Source organism: Corynebacterium sp. S7, from assembly GCF_054401105.1.
In genome coordinates this window covers 2,797,620-2,819,618 of record NZ_CM136760.1, presented here as the reverse complement: position 1 = coordinate 2,819,618, position 21,999 = coordinate 2,797,620, and the positions used below count along the sequence as shown (strand labels likewise).

The following is a 21,999-nucleotide window of genomic DNA, read 5'->3' as shown; positions in this document are numbered from 1 at the left end:
GGAAAGCTGGCGGCTGGTTTGGGGCAATAGTGCGCGACGCTAAAGGCCTTGCCCTCAGATTGTGAGTGCAAGGCCCGGGCCTCATTTGGTGGATAGATTAGCGACCAACGTAGCCAGCGTCGGCGTGGATCGTTGTGCCGGTCAGGTAACTGGATGCGTCAGAGGCGAGCCACAAAGTTGCCTGTGCAATCTCGTGAGCTTGGCCGAAGCGGTTGAGCAGGGAAAGCTGCGGCGCGTAGGTCACCTCGTCGAGTCCGAACTCTTTAATGGCACCGCGCAGCATGGGGGTATCGATCGCGCCGGGAGCCACGGTGTTGACTCGAATGTTGTGTGCACCGTTTTCCATCGCAGCGACCTTGGTTAGACCTTCTACGCCGTGCTTTGCGGCAACATAGGCGATGTTGTTTGGCTGTGGGCGGTGGCCAGATACAGAAGAAATATTAATAATCGAGCCACCGTTGCCCTGTTTGATCATTTGCTGGAGCTCGTATTTCTGGCAGAGTGCTGTTCCCTTGAGGTCTACTGCCATGAGCTTGTCCCAGTACTCTTCATCGAATTCGGAAGCCAAGCCGTTGTCCGGAGTCATTGCTGCATTGTTGACGGCAACGTCGAGAGAGCCGAACTCTTCAACCGTTTTGGCAACCATGTCCTGAACCATCTGCGAATTGGACACATCTACCTTGATGAATAGGGTCTTCGCACCGGTTTCTTCGGCGATTTGCGCGGCAACTTCTCGGCCCTTTTCTTCATTGAAATCAGCAACGACAACATTGGCGCCAGCCTGGCCGAAAAGGCGGGCAGTTGCTTCGCCCATGCCCATCGCGGCGCCGGTAATAATGGCCGTCTTGCCCTCAAGGACGGGGTAGACCTTTGCCTGCTCTGGTGCCTGTGGTGCTTCAGACATGTGAATTCCTCCATTTGGTATAGGTGAAACCCTGCGGTGGATGCGGGTTAATTCCCAGCGTACGGACATAATGATCAGACTTCAGGGAACTGGAGGTGACAAAAGGTGGGATAGATCATAGGGGCAATTCCATGTAGGCTGCATGCATGAGCGAATCACAATTCGTAAACAAGGATTCTGCAGCTACACCTGGAAAATTTACGCTCACCGCGGAAAATGGTGAGCCGATCGTCGGCACGCGACGCGACCCTGACACCGCACCACGCGGAGCGGTACTGATCGCCCCGGCCATTGCCACGAAGGCGAGATTCTATGATGCTTTCGCGCAGTGGCTGGTGGAGCAGGGGTTTCGCGTTTATGTTTTCGATTATCAGGGATATGGAGAGTCGGCGCATACTCCGCTTAAAGAGGTGAAAGCTGATTTTGTGACGTGGACTCGGGATGCCAAAACAGTGGTCGACTTTGTATCCACGGATGCTAAAGGGTTGCCACTGACATGGATCGGGCACAGCCTGGGTACCCAGGTCTTCGCCTTTACTGATCACACGAAAATAGACAAAGCCATTTTTACTTGTGGAGGCACCGGGTATTGGCGGCTGAGCGATCCGCCGAACCTTTTTATTACCCCGCTACTGTGGTGGGTGATTGCGCCAGTCTCGGTAAAAATCAAGGGTTATTTTCCCGGCAAAACGTTGAAAATTCTTGGCGATATCCCTGGTCCCGTGATGACCCAGTGGGGTAAGTGGTGTCGTCAACCTGGCTACATGCTCGATGATATGCCGGAACATCGCGCTACCTTCGCCAATGTGAAAACACCGATCACCGCCGTGACCTTTACCGACGACGACGTTATGTCGGCTAAAGCCAGCGCTCATCTGGAAAGATACTACTCGGGAGCGCAAATCACGCAGCGTCGCTACAAACCTGAAGAACTTGGCGAAGAAAAGATAGGTCACATGGGGCTTTACTACCGCGGCCGAGAAAAGCTGTGGGAGAAACTGTTCCCAGCCGAACTAGCTACCCGCTGAGCGCGAAGCTTGGCCACAACCAAAAAGTTTCGTTAGAGTAATTCTGTGCCTTATCAACCACCAACTTGGACGTCGAGACACACGAAGCGCTCGTATCCCACCATCACCCAGTTCGATCGGACTCACTTCACGGTCTTGGTCTTGCTGATCATCATTTCGGGGATTCTGGTGGTTACGGTGAAGAAGCTCCCGAAGAACGTGGTGAAGGCGACTCGGCAAATCTGCGCCTGGATCCTCGGCGTGTTGGTGGTTACCTACTACGCCTACGTGTTGCACCCGAAGCGTATCGTCTGGGATGAAACCGCACCTTTCCATGTGTCGGACTTCCTCCGCATTGCCACGCCCTTTGCCGTGGCAGGCAACCCAACGGCTTCCGCGCTGTCCTATTACTGGGGCACACTGCTCAACTCCATGGCGCTGCTGACCCCGGATATGGCCTACGTGCTGGACAATCGCAAGCTCCAAGAGGTGGCTTACTGGTTCTTCCACGGCATGGCGTTGGTTGTGCCAGTCGTGCTCACATTCGGTATGGATTACCGCCCGAATTGGAAGGATTGGCGCATCACCGTTGGCATCACGGTTGCCTGGGCAATTTTCGCCGGCGTAATGAATAAGGTCACCGGCGGCAACTATGGATTCTTAGCCCGCAAATCCCGAGGCATCTCCATTCTCGACCTGTTACCCAAGTGGCCGTGGTACATCGTGTTGCTCGCCGGAGCGCTTCCCGCTTTGTGGGCGGGAATGACCTGGGTGTGGCCTCAGAACCGACGCAACGGCTGAGTCAACTTCGCAGTCGCGGCCGGGATGTGTTCCGCAATCGCCGAAGCTGTCGTCGATTCCTCCCCAAACTCCGTCCGGGCCGCCAATTGGGCTGCCTGCGCATGCACTTGGACGGAATCCGCCAGGCCGTAGCTTGCCCCTGGGCCGAACTTTGCCACATCACGAGCCAGCCGCGCACCCATCAGCCCCGCCAAGACATCGCCCGAGCCAGGGGTTGCCGCCCACGAATTCCCCGTGTCCACGACCTCCACATCACCCAACGGCCGATTCACAATGATCGTCGTGCGCCCCTTGCGTACCACCGCACACCCCAAATACACGGCCAAATCCTCAGTCTCATCCAACCTGTTCGCGGCCGGCAACCGAATCGCCTCGCGCAGGCGCTCGAATTCACCGTCGTGCGGCGTGAGCACTGTAAGAGCTTTTCGCTTTACGACGAGCTCCCGCAGCTCCTCATTTTCCGCAAGCAAAGTCAGCCCATCTGCATCAATAATCAGATCCGTGTCAGTTTTGAGTAACTCACCCAGGTTGCTTGGGTCGTTCACGCCCGCGCCGGGGCCATACACCCAGGCCTGAACTCGACCGGCATCGGCAATTGAGTCGGTGGCCACAATTTCGGGGTGCGCGCGCACCACTTCGAGTGCTTGCGGACCGGCGTAGCGCACCATCCCTGGCGTTGCCTTGACCGCACCGGCCGTCGACAGGATTGCAGCCCCCGGATACTTGCCGCTACCAGCGCAGATTCCCACAACTCCGCCGGTGTATTTGTTGTCGTAGGGGCCGGGATTGTTTGCAGAAATACGCCCGGCTGTAAGTCGGGTGAGGCTCTCCGGCCATTTGTTCTGCCCATGTGTTGCTCGATAGACCTGCGTTACTTGCGAGCTGTCGTTTTGCGCCAGGAGCTCGTCGGAAATGGTGCGTCCTGGAATTCCCGCATCCGCCAGAAGCTGTTCACCGCATTCTGGCGCAAGCCCATGAGCTAGGCGCCATCCGCCAAACGTCACTGTGACGTCTGCGGTGACGTAGATATCGGCCACCTCACCAGTGTCGGCGTTGACTCCACTGGGAACATCCACGGCAAGAATATCCGTGTTCACTTCCAAGACTTCTAAGAGGTTGCCTACCTCGAGGGAAAGGCCACCACGGCCACCGATTCCAAACATTCCATCGATGGTGAGTCTGTACAAGGTGGTCGAGTGGGGAAGTGGATCGTCGATAAGCGTGCCCCCTGCATTCTTAAATGCAGTCAACGCTGGCTCATGGGCCTTGCCTGCGATGAGCCATGCGTCGACGGGATGGCCGTGCATGGCCAGCTCGGCGCCAGCATAAAGCGCGTCGCCGCCGTTGCCCCCTGGGCCAACAAGGAGGAGGGTGCGGTTGCGCTCGGGCGCGCCCGCAGTTGGCCAGGCAAGCATTGTCTCGGCTGCTTCAAACACTGCGTGAGCTGCAGATTGCATCAATTGATCGGTGGAATCCTGCGCATCCAACAGGGGTTTCTCGGCTGCGCGGATCTGGTCTGCTGTGTATGCGTACATACTCCCGATTGTAGGGACTATTCGGGCTGGCAGTTTGGGCACCAAAACAGGTTCCTGCCTTGCATATCCTTCTGTTGGATTGGTGTGCCACAGATATAACAGGGCATTCCTGCCCTGCGGTAGACGTAGACTTCGCCGCCGTGGTCGTCGTCACGCGCGACACGTCCCATCGACTCGGGCATATGCTCGGCGCGTACCGTATTAATCTCTCCCTGCTCGACGCCGAGGCGCATGAGTACGACGAGGTCGGCCCAGATGGCATCGAACTGCTCTGGGTGGAGTGCGGTTCCTGGGGTAAAAGGAGAAATGCCGAGGCGGAATAGTGTTTCAGCGCGGTAGATATTGCCAACACCAGCGAAAAGGGTTTGATCCATGAGCATGGCGCCGATGGAACGTCGTGATTTCAGTACTCGGCTTTTAATGCGGGAGGGATCCGCATCGGGGCGGATTGGGTCTTCGCCTACGCGGGCGAGGATGGCATCTACTTCTTCCTCGGTGGAGAGGCGACAGAACTGAGGTCCGCGAAGATTGGCTGCCAGATCCTCGGATTCGATGCGCAGACGCATTTGGCCCCAGTAGCTTTCCAGGGGCTCGAAACGCAGGTGGCCGATCAGCCCCAAGTGGATGTAGACAATGTGCTCCGGGTGATCGACATCGAAGTCGACGAAGAGATGCTTTCCGAAGGTGTCGGCCCGCGTGATCTGCGAGCCGTCCAAGGTTGCGGCTTCGGAGGCGAACCGGCCCTGGGGGCTGGTCACCACGAGGTCCTGGCCGCGAAAACCAGCATTGAGCCGGTTGGCTAAGCGGTGAATAACGTGTCCTTCAGGCATAAGGACTAGCTTAGCCAGCTCGGGCGGAACCCTAATCCATGGCTACAGGTTCAGGAGTGACCACAACACCGTCGAGGTCGGCATATACATAGTGTCCCGGGTGGAAAGTCACGCCACCGAAAGCGGCTGGGCCATCAACGGTGCCCACACCGTCCTTCGCCGACTTGCGCGGATTGGAACCCAGGGCCTTAACCCCAAGGTCCATCTTCGCTAGTGCTGCGCGGTCGCGCACGGGACCGTTGATGATCACGCCGTTCCAACCATTATCAATAGCTGCCTGCGCAATCATGTCGCCCATCAAAGCGGTGTGCATGTTTGCGTGGCCGTCGATGACCAAGACACCGTTCTTCTTCGGCGAGTTGAGGACCTTCTTCACCAAGCCATTGTCCTGGAAGCAGATGATGGTAGAAATCTCGCCACAGAAAGAGGTCTTGCCGCCGTAGTTGAAGAATTGGGTATCGCAGGATTGGACTTTGTCGCCGTAGAGGTCGGCAATGTCGCAAGTAGCTGTTTGATTGTTTTCGGTGTTGGTGTCGGTCATGGTGGGAGTCTCCTCAGATGCCTGAATTTTTTGAAGCCAGTAGAAAAGCACAAGTAGAAAAGCACACAGGGAGGCGCCGTGCATGCGCCTCCCTGTGCTGGGTCTATCCCTTAAATCTTGCTAGCTCTTGTGACAGAGGCTAGTGATTAGTGGAACTGACCTTCCTCGGTGGAACCAGCCAGAGCGGTGGTGGAGGAGGTTGGGTCAACGGTGGTAGCGATGTCGTCGAAGTAGCCTGCGCCAACCTCGCGCTGGTGCTTGACAGCGGTGAAGCCGCGCTCTTCTGCTGCCTTGAACTCGCGGTTCTGCAGGTCAACGAAGGAGGTCATGCCCTCGCGTGCGTAGCAGTAAGCCAGGTCGAACATGGAGTAGTTGAGGGAGTGGAAGCCAGCCAGGGTGATGAACTGGAAGGTGAAGCCCATTGCGCCGAGTTCCTTCTGGAACTTAGCAATCTCGTCTGCCTCAAGGTGTGCGGACCAGTTGAAGGATGGGGAGCAGTTGTAAGCCAGGAGCTGGTCTGGGAACTCAGACTTCACTGCTTCAGCGAACTGCTTTGCCAGTGCCAGGTCAGGGGTACCGGTCTCCATCCAGATCATGTCTGCGTAAGGAGCGTAAGACTTTGCGCGAGCGATACAAGGCTCGATGCCGTTCTTGACGTTGTAGTAGCCCTCAGCGGTGCGCTCACCGGTGATGAATGGCTGGTCGCGCTCATCAACGTCGGAGGTGATCAGGGTTGCTGCCTCAGCGTCGGTACGAGCGATGATGACGGTAGGCGCGTTTGCCACGTCAGCTGCCAGACGAGCAGAAGTCAGGGTACGGATGTGCTGCTGGGTTGGGATGAGAACCTTGCCGCCCAGGTGGCCACACTTCTTCTCGGAAGCGAGCTGGTCCTCCCAGTGGGTGCCTGCAGCACCAGCTGCAATCATTGCCTTCTGCAGCTCGTAGACGTTCAGCGCGCCGCCGAAGCCAGCCTCGCCGTCAGCAACGATTGGAACGAGCCAGTTGTCAACGGAGTCGTCGCCCTCGACGCGTGCGATCTCGTCGGAACGCAGCAGTGCGTTGTTGATGCGACGAACAACGCTAGGAACGGAGTTCGCTGGGTACAGGGACTGGTCTGGGTAGGTGTGGCCGGAGAGGTTTGCGTCACCAGCAACCTGCCAACCGGAGAGGTAGACAGCCTTCAGACCTGCGCGAACCTGCTGCACTGCCTGGTTGCCAGTCAGTGCGCCCAGGGAGTTGATGTAGTAGCCGTCGCCCTTGGTTACTTCGTCCCAGAGGATCTCAGCGCCGCGACGAGCCAGGGTTGGCTCCTCGATGACGGTGCCCTGCAGACGCTCTACCTGCTCTGCGGTGTAGTTACGGGTGATGCCTTCCCAGCGTGGGTTGGTATCCCAATCCTGCTGGATTTCTGCTGCGGTACGTGCTTGTCCTGTGGTGGTCATGGAAGGACCCTTTCTTCGAACTGCGGGAGGATGTGCTCGGAGTTACCCGAAGGAATTGCTGTGAAGCTAGTCACGTCCTTGGGGTGTTGGGAGTAAGTATCCACAGACCGGACATGGTTCGTCAACGTAATGCGTTTGTTAGTTTTCGCATGGGGGTAACGGGTGGTTCTTGCAAAGATTGCAAATGTAAAGACTTGCAAAAAGGACTAGTCCATATCGAATGGGGTGCGCTGACTTGCATGTATGTAAAAGGGTTAATGAGGTGGCTTTATAACCAAAACCATCGTATGTGACCCAGATTACGACTTTTGATTCGCATGAACAGGGGTGGCTTGGCATGCAAAGGCTTCGAAGTCATTTACCGAGTGATGACCATCACTTAGTCTGTCGTTAGGTGTTTCGCACAACACGCGGGATTTGCCGTAGGGAACACAAGGCTTCTATCCCGAGACCCTCCAAGAAAGGATCTGTTTTTATGTCATCCAATCAGGCTCCGCTGTCGAGCAATGTCGAGCGCGTTGAAGCTGCCGGCCTTCAGGTCGATGCAAAACTGTACAAATTTGTAAACGAAACACTGCTGCCAAAGATCGGCCGCGACCAAGAAGCATTCTGGGCTGGCTTCGCATCGATGGTCAAGGATCTGACTCCTCGGAACCGCGAATTGCTCGCGCGTCGCGACGAGTTGCAGACCCAGCTCGACGACTACTACCGTGCGAACCCAGGCCAGCCTGACCCTGACGCTCATGCAGAGTTCCTGCGCGAGATCGGATACCTGGTCGAGCGTCCAGCAGACGCCCCAATTCGCACCGAGAACGTCGACGAAGAATTCGCAACCATGGCCGGCCCACAGCTGGTTGTTCCTATTACGAATGCGCGCTTCGCCATCAATGCGGCAAACGCACGTTGGGGCTCGCTTTACGATGCGCTCTACGCAACCGATGTGATCCCAGAGACCGACGGTGCTGAGCAGGGTGCGAAGTACAACCCAGTTCGCGGTGACAAGGTCATCGCATGGGCACGTGACTTCCTGGACAAGGCAGTTCCGCTCAACGGTGCATCGCATGCAGATGTTGAAAGCTACGCCGTAGAAAACAGCCAGCTGGTTATCACCGTTGGTGGCAACGCAGTCGAGCTTAAGGACCCTGACGCATACCGTGGCTACCAGGGCGAGGAATCCAACCCAACTGGCATCGTCTTGCGCAACAATGGCCTGCACCTGATCATCAAGCTGGATGCCAACCACCCAGTGGGTAAGGCTGATAAGGCTGGCGTCGCCGACGTCATCCTTGAGGCCGCGGTCTCCGCGATCATGGACTTTGAGGACTCCGTCACAGCTGTCGACGGCACCGATAAGACCTTGGGCTACAAGACCTGGTTCGGTCTGAACACCGGCGACATCTCGGCAACCGTGTCTAAGGGCGATCGCACCTTCGAGCGTGTCCTCGAGCATGACGTCACCTACAACGCAGCAGATGGCTCCGAAGGTCGCCTGCATGGTCGCTCCATGTTGCTGTGCCGCAATGTTGGCCACCTCATGACCACCCCTGCAATCCTTGTCGATGGCGAGGAAATTCCCGAGGGTCTGATGGATGCGGCCATCACCGTTGCAGCTGCACTGCCAGGCCTGGACCTGGATAATGAGCGCCGCAACTCGCGCACCGGCTCCATCTACATCGTGAAGCCAAAGCAGCACGGCCCAGAAGAAGTTGCCTTCACCAACGAGATCTTTACCCGCGTGGAGCAGCTCCTCGGCCTGGACCCATTCACCGTCAAGGTCGGCGTCATGGACGAAGAGCGCCGCACCTCCGTCAACCTGGATGCATGTATTGCCGAGGCTGCTGATCGCCTGGTATTCATCAACACCGGCTTCCTCGATCGCACCGGCGACGAGATCCACACCTCCATGCTGGCAGGCGCGATGGTGCGCAAGGCCGAGATGCAGACTTCCCCATGGAAGCAGGCATACGAGGACAATAACGTCGACGCCGGTATCGCTCGCGGACTGCCTGGCAAGGCGCAGATCGGTAAGGGCATGTGGGCCGCTACCGAGTTGATGTCCGACATGGTCAAGACCAAGATCGGTCAGCCACGCGAGGGCGCAAACACCGCTTGGGTTCCATCACCAACTGGTGCAACTCTGCACGCTACCCACTACCACCAGGTCGACGTCTTCGCAGTCCAGGACGAGCTGCGCGCAGCAGGTCGCCGCGACACCTTCCGCGACCTGGTCACCGTCCCAGTCTCCCCATCCACCGACTGGTCGGACGCAGAAAAGAAGGAAGAGCTAGACAACAACTGTCAGTCCATTCTTGGCTACGTCATTCGTTGGGTTGAGCAGGGCGTTGGCTGTTCCAAGGTGCCAGACATCCACGACATCGACCTGATGGAAGACCGCGCGACCCTGCGTATTTCTTCCCAGCTGCTGGCTAACTGGCTCACCCACGGAGTGGTCACCGAGGAACAGGTCATCGAGTCACTGGAACGTATGGCGGTCGTCGTCGATAAGCAAAACGAGGGTGACCCACTGTACCGCCCGATGTCTGCCTCCTACGAGCAGTCCATCGGCTTCCAGGCAGCGAAGGACCTGATCCTCAATGGCACCCAGTCGCCGTCGGGCTACACGGAGCCAATCCTGCATGTGCGTCGTCGCGAGTTCAAGCAGGTAATGGGCCTGGCGTAGTCATTGCGCTAAGATAGCCTCGTTCATATTTGCGTTCATATTTTGAGCGAGACTGGGAGGTCACTCGTCGTGCCACATGCAATCGGATTCGACCGCGAACGCTACATCGAGATGCAGTCCGAGCAGATTAATAAACGACGAGAAGAGATCGGCGGAAAGCTTTACCTCGAGATGGGAGGAAAGCTTTTCGACGACATGCATGCCTCCCGCGTCCTGCCCGGGTTCACCCCGGACAATAAGATCGCCATGCTGGAGCGCATTAAAGACGATGTGGAAATCATGGTCTGTATCAATGCGTATGATCTGGTGCGGCAGAAGAAGCGCGCGGACCTTGGCATCACCTACGAGGACGACGTGCTCCGTCTCATTGATGTGTTCCGCGAGCGCGGCTTCCTGGTAGAAAACGTGGTGATGACGCAGCTTGAAGAGGGCAATGTTCAGGCCGAGGAATTTGTTGAGCGGCTCAATCGCCTTGGGCTGAAAACTGCTCGTCACCGCGTCATTCCCGGATACCCTACCGATACCGCCCGGATTGTCTCCGAGGAGGGCTTTGGCCGCAACGACTACGTGGAAACCTCCCGCGATGTCATTGTCATGACCGCGCCGGGCCCGGGCTCTGGCAAGCTGGCCACCTGTCTCTCGCAGGTTTATCACGAGCACAAGCGCGGTATTGCTGCAGGTTACGCGAAGTTTGAAACCTTCCCCATCTGGAATCTTCCCCTCGAGCACCCCGTCAACCTCGCCTATGAGGCTGCAACCGCGGATCTCGACGACATCAACCTCATCGACCCCTATCATCTGGCCGCCTACGATAAGCGAGTGACCAGCTACAACCGCGACGTCGAGGTATTTCCTCTGCTCAAGGCCCTGTTGAAGCAGGTCACAGGCACTACTCCTTATCAGTCGCCCACGGATATGGGCGTGAATATGGCAGGCTATTGCATCTCCGATGACGAGGTGTGCCGTGAGGCCTCGCGCCAGGAAATCATTCGTCGATACTTCAAAGCGCTTGTCGACGAGCGCCGCAACGACTCGGACGACACTGTTTCCTCGCGCATCGGCATGATTATGAATAAGGCGGAGTGCTCCGTCGAGGACCGTCGCGTTGTCGCACCTGCGCGTGCGGTTGCCGAGGCCACCGGAAATCCAGGTGCCGCCCTCGAGCTGCCCGACGGCACAATTCTTACAGGTAAGACCACCGAGCTGCTCGGCCCATCGGCTGGTGTGTTGCTCAATGCGCTGAAGCATCTGGCGGGGATTGCGAAGGAGGAGTTGCTGCTCTCTCCCGAATCCATTGAGCCAATCCAAACGCTGAAAACTGCTCACCTCGGCTCGTCGAACCCGCGCTTGCATACCGACGAAGTGCTGATCGCGCTTTCCGTCTCTGCTGCACACAACGAAGCGTCGCGCCGGGCACTTGCCCAGTTGAAGTCGCTGGCTGGTTGCGAAGCACACACCACCACAATTTTGGGCAGCGTGGACGAAGACATCTTCCGTAACCTCGGCGTTCTGGTGACGTCCGATCCGCAGTACTGGCGAAAAGGGCTGTACCACAAGCGCTAGGTAGGCTGAGTTACATGGATTCTAAGGCAACAAATTTTCAACACGTTGAGTTTATCGGTGGATACACCCTGTTTTTCGAGGCAGGCACTACTGAGGTTGACTCCGTTATCGTCGAGGCGGGGTTTAGTCCCAGCGGCTATTTTTGGGAGCGCATCGCGCAATACCTCTACGAAAGTGACCGGATTGAGGGCCCATTCGCTTGGGATAGCTCGCTGAACTTTTTCTCAGTAAACGGGTCTTTAGAATCTACCGAGGCGCTCAAGGCTGAACTGGGGAAACTCGTGGGCGATGCGGCGGCGCTGCGTGAAGTGATGAGCGCCGCCGAAGCCGATGATTTCGAGCTGGAGTATTAGCTCTTTTGTTTTCCGCGTTACTTTTCGTCGAGTAGCTCGCGAACGCGCGGAATAACTTTCTCGCCGATGAGGCGAATTGCGTTCATGGAGTGCTCGTGCGGGATCGGTCCGTTGGAGTACTTGAACACGAAACGGTCAAGCCCTAGTTCGCGGATAGATTTCGCAGTCTTTTGGGCCACGGTCTCTGGGGAACCGACGTGGGCAGCACCATGGAGGATCTCGCGCTGGAACTGATCTGGGGTAGGCGCCGGCCAACCGCGTTCACGGCCAACAAGAATCTGCGAGCGCTCCCAGTACGGGTAGAGGATTTCTTGTGCCTCGGCGTCGGTGTCGGCAACGAATCCGTAGAAGTGCGCGCCGACTTTCTGCTGCGGTTGGCCCAGCTGATCGTTGGCCCTCTTGTATAGGTCCACAAAAGGCTTGAAGCGCACTGGTGCGCCACCGATAATTGCCAGCATCAGCGGCATCCGCTGGCGAGCTGCACGGATGACTGACTCTGGTGAGCCACCTACGGCCACCCACGTCGGGATCGGAGTTTCAGTTGGCGGATAGAGAGTGGCATTCTCCAGAGCCGCACGGGTGGTGCCCGACCAGCTAAAAGGTTCCCCGGACTGGTCTGCATCGAGGATGGTGCGCATTAGGTCGAGCTTCTCCTCGAATAGCGCCTCGTAGTCGTTGAGGTCGTAGCCGAAAAGGGGGAAGGACTCGGTAAAAGAACCACGGCCCAGGGTCATCTCGGCGCGCCCGTTGGAAAGCGCCTGCAAGGTGGAGAAGCGCTCAAAGATCCGAACCGGGTCATCGGAAGAGAGCACAATAACCGAGGTAGTCAGGTGGATGTTTTTGGTTCGTGCGGCAACGTTGGACAAGATCATGTCGGGGGAGGGAACCGCGTAATCTGCGCGGTGGTGTTCGCCGATGCCGAAGACATCAAAGCCAAGTTCGTCGGCAAGCACAGCTTCCTCGGCGACGTTGCGGATCACCTGTGCGTGCGGGAGAAGGTTACCGGCGAGGTCCGACTGAACGTCGCCGAAAGTATCGAGGCCGAATTCGATAGCCATGGTGGGCTCCTTAAGAGTTAATTTGTGGTTACGTCAACATTCAACCTTATCAAGGGCCGTGCCATTCCCTAAGAGTCATTCCCAATAACACATTTAGGTTGCATAGGACCCCAGCACTAGAATAAGTGCTATGTCGCAGAGCAAAATCCTCCTGTACTACCAGTTCCGCCCCATCCCCGACCCTGAAGCGATCCGGCTGTGGCAGCGCGACCTGTGCGAGTCACTCAACTTGTATGGTCGCATCCTCATCTCCGAACACGGCATCAACGGCACCGTCGGCGGGGACATGGAAAACTGCAAGATTTACGCGAAGAAGACCAAGGAGTACTTCCGCGGGATGGAGTACAAGTGGTCCGAGGGCGGCCGGGATGATTTCCCGAAGCTCTCGGTGAAGGTGCGCGATGAAATCGTGGCCTTCGGCGCTGCCGGTGAGCTTAAGGTCGACGAACACGGCGTGATCGGCGGCGGCCAGCACCTCAAGCCACACGAGGTCAATGAGATGGTAGAAAAATACGGCGACGACGTTGTATTCTTTGATGGTCGCAATGCCCGCGAAGCTGAGATTGGCAAGTTTAAAAACGCCGTCGTGCCGGATGTGGAAACTACCCACGACTTCATCGCAGAGCTCGAGTCCGGCAAATACGACTGGATGAAGGATAAGCGCGTCATCTCCTATTGCACCGGCGGAATCCGCTGCGAGATCCTCTCTTCATTGATGAAGAACCGGGGATTCAACGATGTCTATCAAATCGACGGTGGCATTGTTCGATACGGAGAAAAGTATGGCAACCAGGGCTTATGGGAGGGCTCGCTCTTCGTTTTCGACGATCGCATGCACACCGAGTTCGGCATCGACAACGACCCGAACTTCATCCAGCTCGGCCACTGCGTCCACTGCGGTACGGGAACGAATCAGTTCTACAACTGCACCAATGAGCCACACTGCAGGCAGCAGTATCTCAGCTGCGAGGCCTGCTGGGAAGAAAACCCTTATTGCAAGGAGTGCTCTGACAAGAACGCGGAAAAGAACGCAGAGCTTAAGGCGTAAAGTCGGTGGCCAGCATGCCCACCGTGGTGGTCAGCCACACCATGGTAAACGGCACCAGTGGCAGCCAAAACACGCCCATCCACGGCATCCACCGCTCATAGCGATTGAGTTTGCGCACCATGATCACCGCGCAACCGATCAGCGCGGCAACAGGTGGGATCGAGGTCAGCACTGCCCACCATGTGCGCTGGCTCGTGCTGCACAGCCAGGTGGCCTCGCCCGCGTCACACAAGGGGCCACCGATCATGCGGAAGATCACCGCGAGCAGGCCTGCGAATACAAGGGTGCCCACTACGGAGACGAGCATGTATATGATCGCTTGTTTGGTGGAGGCGTTATTTCGCTTTGCGACGACTAACGGGTCTGGTTGATCAGCCAGATCGTCGAAAGACTCGGCCTCAGGGCGCACGCGATTAGAGTAGTCGGCGTCGCCGGAGAGATCGTTTTCTGGGTGAGTCATGCCCTCTAGCCTAGGCGTTTTCGTTTGGATGTATAACCACGGGTACTGGGACGTGGCGCAGGAATTCAGATGCGGTGGAGCCAACGAACACTCGCTCCAAAGTACCGATGGGTTGAGAACCCATGCACAACAGATCGCCCTTCTTCCACTTCAGTGAATCCACCGCGTTTGCCCAGCCTTTACCGGTGCCAATTTCTGTTTCCACATCCAAGGAATCGTGGTACTCCATGACACGATCGCGGGCGAGATCCAGCATGCCTAGGGCGTGCTCATTCCACTCGTCGATAATCTCATTGCCGATGCCCTTGGCGTTGGACAGCGTGACATCGCCGATACCCGTCGGCGAAAAGGCGATTATCCGCAGTGGCACATCCAGATGGTTCGCGATATCCGCCGCAAATTGCAAGCTTGGAGAATCCTCAGTGCGGTTTTCCAAGAACGCGAAGTTGACGCGGGTGATGCCCTTCTTAGAAAGTTTTACTGCACGAGGAGCAAGCCCCAGCGCCATCGGAGAGGAGTGCATCAACGTGTCAGCTGTGGAGCTAGCAAGGAAGCGGCCCTTCGAGGCTGCAGCATTGGAACCAAGCAGAATCATATCGGCGTTGAAGCGCACGGCTTCGTCGGTAAGCAACTGCGCCTCATTCTGGCCATCCGTAAACGTTGAGAATTCCTCATCCCACTGCTCAGCAGGTACCTCAAGATCTTTGAGCGCGGCGGAGACGGCTTTGGTGCAGGCGGCTGATTCCTTGTCGCGCCATTTTTGGTATTTGCTTCCCAGCATGCTCATTGTTGCAGGCCAGGGGCGTAAAAATGTCGATGTAACCCGAATGGATACGGGTAAACTGCGGCCGAGCCAGGCAGCAAATTCTAGTGCCTCGCGGCCGCCGGAGGCGGAGTCGCCTGGATCCCATGCGACAAGCAGACGCAACGGACGATCGAAAATGGCGTCACTTGTGTGTAAGGGGTTTGATGAATGATTCGACATAAGAAGTGGAAACGCTTCGTTGGAGTAAACGGATACCGTAACCCCCATTATGTACGGTTAGCCGTTCTTATCGGAAATCTGCTCTGTATCTTGTTCAACACCGTAGGAATCTGCTAACACATTGATCACATCAGCGAGTTCGCTGATTTTCCGCAAACTGTCTTGATCCAAGGACGAGAGCATGTCGGCAAGATAGCGGGTGCGCTCTTCGCCAACCCGATCAAGTTCCTGTTCACCGAGCTCGGTCAGTTCTACACGCACACCGCGGCGATCCTTTTCTTCTCTGATTCTGCGGACCAATTCACGCTGCTCCAATTGATGCAGCGCATTGGATGCGGTGGGCATGCGGATACCTTCCTCTTTAGCTACTTGGCTAATGCGGGAGGCACCGTTGTCCCGCAGCCTTGTCATAATTGACAACTGCGGGCCGGTAAGATCCGATTGCTCGGATTTACGGAAGTAAGTGACGTATAACTTGGTCATTGAGGGGCGCACGCGCCGCGCAATGTCCATTGGGTCAATTGGTGCCGATGGATCGGATGAGGTCATGACCCCATTGTAATCACAAACTTATAACTACTTGCTAGGTCGAAACGACTACTGGCCAGCAATATAGTTTTCAAGCTCCGCACGGGCTTCGTCGTCAGCCATCTGAACTGGTGGGGATTTCATCAGGTAGGCAGCGGCTGGCAGGATTGGGCCCGCATCGCCACGGTCCAGTGCGATCTTCGCAGCACGAACTGCATCGATGATGATGCCAGCGGAGTTTGGCGAGTCCCATACCTCTAGCTTGTACTCCAGGTTCAGCGGAACCTCGCCGAATGCAGTGCCTTCCAAGCGGACGTAGGCCCACTTGCGGTCATCGAGCCATGCGACGTAGTCGGAAGGGCCGATGTGGACGTTGCGGTCTTCCTTGCGTCCAGCGAGCGGAGAGTCCTTCAGGTTGGAGGTCACTGCCTGGGTCTTGGAAATCTTCTTCGACTCGAGGCGGTTGCGGTCCAGCATGTTCTTGAAGTCCATGTTGCCACCGACGTTGAGCTGCATGGTGCGATCGAGGCGCACGCCACGATCTTCGAAGAGCTTCGCCATCACGCGGTGGGTGATGGTTGCACCGACCTGGCTCTTGATGTCGTCGCCGACGATTGGCACGCCTGCGTCCTTGAACTTCTGTGCCCACTCAGGATCGGAAGCAATGAACACTGGCAGTGCATTGACAAATGCGACACCTGCATCGATGGCAGCCTGCGCGTAGAACTTGTCAGCTTCTTCGGAACCCACTGGAAGGTAGGAAACAAGGACATCAACCTTGTTATCCTTCAGTACCTGAACTACATCGACAGGTTCTGCAGTGGACTCTTCAATGGTGTCCAGGTAGTGGATACCCAAGCCGTCGAGCGTTGGGCCACGCTGAACGGTCACGCCGGTTTGTGGAACATCTGCGATCTTGATGGTGTTGTTTTCACCAGCTTCAGTAGCATCGGCCAAGTCGACGCCGACCTTGGTGGCATCAACATCAAATGCTGCGACGAATTCAAGATCGCCAACATGGTAGTCGCCGAACTGGACATGCATGAGGCCCGGGACTTTCTGGTCCACTGGTGCGTTGCGATAAAACTCAACGCCCTGGATCAGCGACGTGGCACAGTTGCCCACGCCCGCGATGGCCACACGAATTTTGCTCACTGTTAAAACTTCCCTTCGATTTCAGTGAAACTTTCGAATGAAAGCCTATGGGCCGACCAAATAAAAAGCACGTTTCAAGAGGGCAAATTGCAGTGTTAATCGATCAAGTAAGGTAGAAAGCGTGATTATTTATAGTCATCAAATCTCACATGAGTGGGAGCGCCGAAACGTTCTGCGCCACGTTCAGGCCGGCAGAATTAAGCGCGAGGAGGTCTGCGATGCGGATTTCCTTCTCATCACCGCAGCCAAGTTTCACGGCGTGCTGGCGGGTCGTCCGTGCCCGATCTGCGAGGGCGAGCTGCGCACAGTGAAGTGGATTTACGGCGAGCAGTTGGGTCGCAGGTCCGGCACAGCGCGTAGCGACGACGAAATTTTGGCAATTGTTCAGGAATCTGGTCCAGTGACGGTACATAATGTAGAGGTCTGCCCAAACTGTTCCTGGAACCATCTTCTTACGGAGGCGCAGGCAGACATTAAGGCATCGGCCTAGGGGTCTATGCAATTAATAGGAATATTAGGGTGCTTCCAATTCCCATAACCTTGGGCAAGGAAGTAATCTGCACTATAGATAACAATAGAAACACTAGATAACAGTGGAGTAGGGAATTAGGGAAGCATTCTTCTTTTCCTGTAACACTGGAATCGGCATTTATTTTGGCATGGGCAGCGCTGTGTAGGGACTTGCAGGAACGTGCGCACTGCTGCCTTCGAACTTGTAGGAATTCTACGTGGCTGAAAACACTAATGAAAACAAGACTCCGAAGCAGGAGAGCAGCAGCTCGAAAAAGGGTGCATCCGCAGCCAAAAACCGGAACGGGCTGTGGACCACGCTCGCAATTATTATTGTGGCGATCATCGCGATCCCGCTGATCATTTTTGGTGTCGCCTACTCTAGGGCCGATATCCCTCAACCTCAGGAGCTGCAAGCCGCCCAGGTTTCGTCGATTTACGCGAATGACTCGACGACGGAACTGGCGCGTCTTGTGCCTCCTGAAGGAAATAGGACCCAGGTCCCCCTCGAAGAAGTGCCAGTGCATCTTCAAGATGCAGTGCTGGCCGCGGAGGATCGAGAGTTCTGGACCAACCAGGGCTTTTCCTTTACCGGTTTTGCACGTGCAGTGCTCGGCCAACTCACGGGCAATTCTTCGGCCGGTGGTGGCTCCACAATTACCCAGCAGTATGTGAAAAACGCGTTGGTGGGCAATGAGCATTCCTATGTTCGTAAGGCTCGCGAGTTGGTCTATTCGGTCAAAATGACCAATCAGTGGAGCAAGGAAGAGATTCTTGCTGCTTATCTCAATACTGTGTACTTCGGCCGAAATGCTTACGGCGTTGAAGCTGCAGCGAACGCATATTTCGCCAAGTCTGCATCTGAGCTGAACGTGGAAGAGAGCGCTCTGCTGGCCTCGATGATTCAGCTGCCTAGTCAGCTAGATCCATGGACGAACCGTGAAGGTGCGGAACAGCGGTGGAATTACGTTCTTGATGGCCTCGTAGACATGGGATCGATCTCGCAGGAGCAGCGCGACGGGATGGTCTTTCCAGAAACTCGGGACCCTGCCGAGTACTCCGCTTACACCGAGGCCACCGGCTCCAACGGCATGATCAAGAATCAGGTCATCCGTGAGCTTGAACTGATTGGTATTTCTGAAGAAGACATCACTAATCGTGGCCTTCAGATCACCACCACGATCGACACAAATGTCCAGCAGGCGGCGATTGACGCTGTGAATTCAAACCTGGCCACCCTGCAAGATGATGCGCGTTCCTCTGTTGTAACAATTGAACCAGGAACAGGCGCAGTCCGTGGCTACTACGGTGGCGAGGATGCGAACGGCTGGGACTACGCAGACGCAGCGTTGCAAACAGGCTCAACTTTTAAAGTCTTCGCGCTCGCTGCCGCATTGCAGCAGGGTATCCCACTGACCGCAGCTTATGATTCGGGTCCGGTGACGCTGCCGGGCAACATCGAAGTGGAAAACTGGGACGGCGGCAACGCTGGCGTCACCTCCATCGCGACGGCACTGGAGCACTCCTACAACACGTCGTTCATTCGCCTGCAATACGACTTGGAGAACACCACACAAGACACTGCTGATATGGCACACGCACTTGGTATGGCAGAGTCGCTTCCTGGAATTCCGCAGACTCTGACGGAAAATGGTGAGAAGCCATACGAAGGTATCGTTTTGGGCCAGTACCAGTCGCGCGCTATTGATATGGCAACTGCGGTGGCCACGCTGGCTAACCACGGTGTGTGGCATCCGACCCACTTCGTCGAGAGCGTAGAAACCGCCGATGGAGAGGTGCTGTACCAATTTGACCCGACCTATTCAGAGCGTCGCGTCAATGCACAGGTTGCGGACGCCACCATCAATGCAATGGAGCCAGTTGCCGGGAATGCCGGAAAGAACCTCGCGTACGGTAGGCCTTCAGCATCGAAGACGGGTACCTCTCAGCTGGGAGATACCGGTGCGAACAAGGACACCTGGATGGTGGGTACCACTGCCGAGTTGACCACCGCAGTGTGGGTCGGCACCGCAGACGGCACCAACGCCATCTACAACGAGTGGGGCGGAAATATGTACGGTTCAGGTAGTGCATCCTCCATCTGGAAGCAGGTCATGGATAGGTCCTTGGAAGGCCGCGAGATAACTACCTTCCCCGTTGCAGATCCGATCAATTGGGGCTCGGGAGCACCGGGCGGAAACTACACCTCAGTCGCACCGCAGCCGAGCTACACGGCGCCTCGGGCGACTACGGCAGCTCCGTCGGTGGCACCAGTTCCGTCGAGCGAACCTGTGCCTTCATCGGAGCCAGTGCCGTCGCCAGAGCCGGAACCAGCACCTTCGCCAGAACCAGCACCGGCACCTTCGCCAGAGCCAGCACCTGTGCCAAGTCCAATTATCGAGATTCCGCAGGTCGAAATCCCAACAATCACTGTGCCTGATTTGCAGCTGTAGGGTCTAAGGCGTGAGGCAATCGTCGATAAGCGAAAAAGCACCGCACCCCAGCGAGCGTGTCCAACCCGCTCACACTGAGCCGATGGCTCGGGATGTGGTGCGTTTCCTGGGCGGTCCGATGGGGCGCTTCGCGCGCATCGGCCGGGCGCGGTGGTGGACGCCACTGCGTGTGCTCATCGCCGTGGCGTGGGTGTTTCTGGCGTTCGGGGTGCTCTCCAAGGCGAACTGCGCCGGTGGAGTTCGTACCTCCGATGGGCTGATCGCTCTGAATTGGGCGGGAAATCGGCAATATACCTCGTTTTGTTATAACGACATCACCCCGCTTTATAGTGGCCGTGGGCTGGATCAGCCGGGATTTGTCTATGCCTATTCCTGGGTTGAGGGGGACCTCACCCGGTACATGGAATACCCGGTTTTGGCGGGGCTTTTCCAAGGGGTGATGGGGTGGATCGCGCGAAATACTTACGGCCTGGTGGATTCGTTCCTGCCCAGCGCTGGCTGGTATTTCTACCTCACGGCATTCGTTTTGTCGATCATGTGGATCTGCACGATTCGCATCGTGGCAGAGCTTGCGGGCAATCGGATTTGGGACACGGTCCTAGTTGCGGCATCGCCACTAGTGATAGTCCACGCCTTCACCAACTGGGATATTCCCTCGATTTTGTTCCTCGTCGCTGCCCTGCTGCTGGCACGCAATAAGCACTTCCTCTGGGCGGGCGTAATGATAGGCGCGGGCACTGCCTTTAAAATGTGGCCGCTGTTTGTGCTCGGTGCCTACCTGGTGGTTGCCATCCGTAAACGTAGTTTTGGGCCTTTCCTCAAGATGTTAGGCACCGCTGCTGTGACTTGGCTTGTGGTTAACCTGCCGATCATGGTGGCCTACCCGCAAGCATGGGCGGAATTTACCCGCCTGAACTCGGAACGTAGTTGGGAATGGACCACAATCTACGCGGTGATCTCCCGGATGACAGGCTGGACGGGATTCGACTCGGGCGCGGGCGCACCCGAGATCCTCAACGCCGTGACCTTCTTGCTCTTCGCGGCCGCGTGCCTGGGCATTTTGATCCTCGGGCTCAAAGCGCCACGTACCCCTCGGATCGCCGAGCTGCTCTTCCTCATCGTCGCGTTCTTCTTGCTCTTTAACAAGGTGTGGAGCCCGCAGTATTCCCTGTGGCTGGTCATCCCCGCGGTGCTTGCGCTGCCCCATTGGCGCCTTCTGTTCAGTTGGATGACAGTGGACATGATGGTCTGGCCGATCTTGATGTGGCATATGCTTGGCGCAGACAATAAAGGACTGCCAGGCGAGGTGCTCAACCTCGTGGTGTTGGTGCGCGATGGTTTCATCGTCGTGATGATTGTCCTGGTAATCATGCAAATTCTTGGGAAAATTCCGGACCGTGTCGCCGCCGCGCATCATGGTCATGACCCTCTATTGACCACCCCGAATCAGTGGGTTCAGAAAGAAACTTAATGCTCTCGCTAACAACCATCCTGGGTATTATCTCGATCTTCATTTCCTTCGCGCTGTTCGGCACGGCCTTTTACTTGGCAATGAAGAAGAAATCATGGAAAGTCTGGGTGCCCGTCATCGTGATTGCCTTCCTCTTCATGACAGTGATCCCTGTCAGCCTGGCGGTGTTCGTCGCGGTGCCAGAAGGCTCCGCGGGCTAAAGACTTCGCTTTACGACGAGGCGTTTTGGCCGGTAGCGATTTTTTCAGCGATTTCTTGATAGAGCTTCGATGCGGTACCCTGGGTAAGTTGCTTGACGCAACGAACCCTCCTGCTATCACTAAAAATGGTGATGGCCGAAAACCAATACATAAGACCATAGGAGGTGATGAGGTCCGTGCGTCACTACGAAGTAATGATCATCCTTGATCCGCAACAAGATGAGCGCACCGTTGCCCCGTCCCTGGATAAGTTCCTCGAGAACGTCCGCAAGGATAACGGCAAGGTGGAGAACGTTGATGTGTGGGGCAAGCGTCGTCTTGCATACCCAATCAACAAGAAGGACGAAGGTATCTACGCAGTAGTTAACCTCGAGTGCGAGGCTGACACTGTTGCAGAGCTGGATCGCGTTCTTAACCTGAACGACACCATCCTGCGTACCAAGGTTCTGCGAACCGACAAGTAAGAGCGGATTCT

Annotated in this window: 21 protein-coding genes; 11 read left to right on the top strand and 10 right to left on the bottom strand. The window is 56.5% G+C overall.

Annotated features, from left to right (window positions below):
* Positions 1–97 precede the first annotated feature (97 nt).
* Complete coding sequence (locus tag ACXZ66_RS13305; protein WP_458749395.1) at positions 98–904, bottom strand: SDR family NAD(P)-dependent oxidoreductase; 807 nt, start codon at positions 902–904, stop codon at positions 98–100.
* Positions 905–1,050: 146 nt separating this feature from the next.
* Here ACXZ66_RS13305 and ACXZ66_RS13300 point away from each other — a divergent pair, with 146 nt between their 5' ends.
* Positions 1,051–1,932: an alpha/beta hydrolase family protein gene (locus tag ACXZ66_RS13300; protein WP_458749393.1), complete on the top strand. Its 882-nt coding sequence runs from the start codon at positions 1,051–1,053 to the stop codon at positions 1,930–1,932.
* A gap of 45 nt (positions 1,933–1,977) precedes the next feature.
* Positions 1,978–2,712: a YwaF family protein gene (locus tag ACXZ66_RS13295; RefSeq protein WP_458749391.1), complete on the top strand. Its 735-nt coding sequence runs from the start codon at positions 1,978–1,980 to the stop codon at positions 2,710–2,712.
* On the opposite strand, the gene ACXZ66_RS13290 is transcribed toward ACXZ66_RS13295, so the two are convergent.
* From ACXZ66_RS13290 to aceA, 4 genes are all read right to left on the bottom strand, one after another.
* Entirely contained in the window at positions 2,691–4,247 is a 1,557-nt protein-coding gene (locus ACXZ66_RS13290) for a bifunctional ADP-dependent NAD(P)H-hydrate dehydratase/NAD(P)H-hydrate epimerase (RefSeq protein WP_458749389.1), read from the bottom strand. The genes ACXZ66_RS13295 and ACXZ66_RS13290 overlap by 22 nt on opposite strands.
* 17 nt (positions 4,248–4,264) lie before the next feature.
* Positions 4,265–5,077 (bottom strand): Fpg/Nei family DNA glycosylase, encoded by an 813-nt coding sequence (locus tag ACXZ66_RS13285; protein ID WP_458749387.1) that lies wholly within the window; start codon positions 5,075–5,077, stop codon positions 4,265–4,267.
* A 31-nt stretch (positions 5,078–5,108) separates the two neighbouring features.
* Positions 5,109–5,618, bottom strand: coding sequence for a ribonuclease E activity regulator RraA (gene rraA / locus ACXZ66_RS13280; RefSeq protein WP_458749385.1), 510 nt, complete (start codon positions 5,616–5,618; stop codon positions 5,109–5,111).
* 146 nt (positions 5,619–5,764) lie between these two features.
* Positions 5,765–7,060, bottom strand: a complete 1,296-nt coding sequence (gene aceA / locus ACXZ66_RS13275) for an isocitrate lyase (protein ID WP_458749383.1) — start codon at positions 7,058–7,060, stop codon at positions 5,765–5,767.
* Between the two features lie 475 nt (positions 7,061–7,535).
* Between aceA and glcB the strand changes: the two genes are divergently transcribed.
* The 3 genes from glcB to ACXZ66_RS13260 all read left to right on the top strand — a co-directional run bounded on the left by glcB (position 7,536) and on the right by ACXZ66_RS13260 (position 11,656).
* Positions 7,536–9,740 carry a malate synthase G gene (glcB, locus tag ACXZ66_RS13270; RefSeq protein WP_458749381.1) on the top strand — a complete coding sequence of 735 codons (2,205 nt, stop codon included), beginning with the start codon at positions 7,536–7,538 and terminating at the stop codon, positions 9,738–9,740.
* 69 nt (positions 9,741–9,809) lie between these two features.
* A complete protein-coding gene (locus tag ACXZ66_RS13265) occupies positions 9,810–11,303 on the top strand; it encodes a DUF1846 domain-containing protein (RefSeq protein WP_458749380.1) in 1,494 nt (497 codons plus the stop codon).
* A 14-nt stretch (positions 11,304–11,317) separates the two neighbouring features.
* The gene (locus ACXZ66_RS13260; RefSeq protein WP_458749379.1) at positions 11,318–11,656 is read left to right on the top strand and encodes a hypothetical protein; all 339 of its coding nucleotides are present in this window, start codon (positions 11,318–11,320) and stop codon (positions 11,654–11,656) included.
* A gap of 17 nt (positions 11,657–11,673) precedes the next feature.
* Here the strand turns inward: ACXZ66_RS13260 and ACXZ66_RS13255 are convergent, their stop codons facing one another.
* Positions 11,674–12,714: an LLM class flavin-dependent oxidoreductase gene (locus ACXZ66_RS13255; RefSeq protein ID WP_458749377.1), complete on the bottom strand. Its 1,041-nt coding sequence runs from the start codon at positions 12,712–12,714 to the stop codon at positions 11,674–11,676.
* A 130-nt stretch (positions 12,715–12,844) separates the two neighbouring features.
* Here ACXZ66_RS13255 and trhO point away from each other — a divergent pair, with 130 nt between their 5' ends.
* Positions 12,845–13,762, top strand: coding sequence for an oxygen-dependent tRNA uridine(34) hydroxylase TrhO (gene trhO / locus ACXZ66_RS13250; RefSeq protein WP_458749375.1), 918 nt, complete (start codon positions 12,845–12,847; stop codon positions 13,760–13,762).
* On the opposite strand, the gene ACXZ66_RS13245 is transcribed toward trhO, so the two are convergent.
* The 4 genes from ACXZ66_RS13245 to ACXZ66_RS13230 are packed head-to-tail and all read right to left on the bottom strand — an operon-like array spanning position 13,752 to position 16,890.
* Positions 13,752–14,222, bottom strand: a complete 471-nt coding sequence (locus ACXZ66_RS13245) for a hypothetical protein (RefSeq protein ID WP_458749374.1) — start codon at positions 14,220–14,222, stop codon at positions 13,752–13,754. The two genes, trhO and ACXZ66_RS13245, sit on opposite strands and share 11 nt — an antisense overlap.
* Positions 14,223–14,232: 10 nt before the next feature.
* Positions 14,233–15,207 (bottom strand): universal stress protein, encoded by a 975-nt coding sequence (locus ACXZ66_RS13240; protein ID WP_458749373.1) that lies wholly within the window; start codon positions 15,205–15,207, stop codon positions 14,233–14,235.
* Positions 15,208–15,264: 57 nt separating this feature from the next.
* Complete coding sequence (locus tag ACXZ66_RS13235; RefSeq protein ID WP_458749372.1) at positions 15,265–15,756, bottom strand: MarR family winged helix-turn-helix transcriptional regulator; 492 nt, start codon at positions 15,754–15,756, stop codon at positions 15,265–15,267.
* 48 nt (positions 15,757–15,804) lie between these two features.
* Positions 15,805–16,890: an inositol-3-phosphate synthase gene (locus tag ACXZ66_RS13230; protein ID WP_458749371.1), complete on the bottom strand. Its 1,086-nt coding sequence runs from the start codon at positions 16,888–16,890 to the stop codon at positions 15,805–15,807.
* Between the two features lie 121 nt (positions 16,891–17,011).
* Between ACXZ66_RS13230 and ACXZ66_RS13225 the strand changes: the two genes are divergently transcribed.
* The 5 genes from ACXZ66_RS13225 (at position 17,012) to rpsF (ending at position 21,988) form a co-directional block, all read left to right on the top strand.
* Entirely contained in the window at positions 17,012–17,380 is a 369-nt protein-coding gene (locus ACXZ66_RS13225) for a DUF5318 family protein (RefSeq protein WP_458749369.1), read from the top strand.
* Between the two features lie 238 nt (positions 17,381–17,618).
* Positions 17,619–19,853, top strand: coding sequence for a transglycosylase domain-containing protein (locus ACXZ66_RS13220; RefSeq protein WP_458749367.1), 2,235 nt, complete (start codon positions 17,619–17,621; stop codon positions 19,851–19,853).
* 82 nt (positions 19,854–19,935) lie between these two features.
* Positions 19,936–21,324, top strand: a complete 1,389-nt coding sequence (locus ACXZ66_RS13215) for a glycosyltransferase family 87 protein (RefSeq protein ID WP_458749365.1) — start codon at positions 19,936–19,938, stop codon at positions 21,322–21,324.
* Positions 21,324–21,524, top strand: a complete 201-nt coding sequence (locus ACXZ66_RS13210; RefSeq protein ID WP_458749363.1) for a hypothetical protein — start codon at positions 21,324–21,326, stop codon at positions 21,522–21,524. Before ACXZ66_RS13215 ends, ACXZ66_RS13210 begins: the two co-directional genes overlap by 1 nt.
* 176 nt (positions 21,525–21,700) lie before the next feature.
* The gene (gene rpsF / locus ACXZ66_RS13205) at positions 21,701–21,988 is read left to right on the top strand and encodes a 30S ribosomal protein S6 (protein ID WP_026196173.1); all 288 of its coding nucleotides are present in this window, start codon (positions 21,701–21,703) and stop codon (positions 21,986–21,988) included.
* Positions 21,989–21,999: the final 11 nt, after the last annotated feature.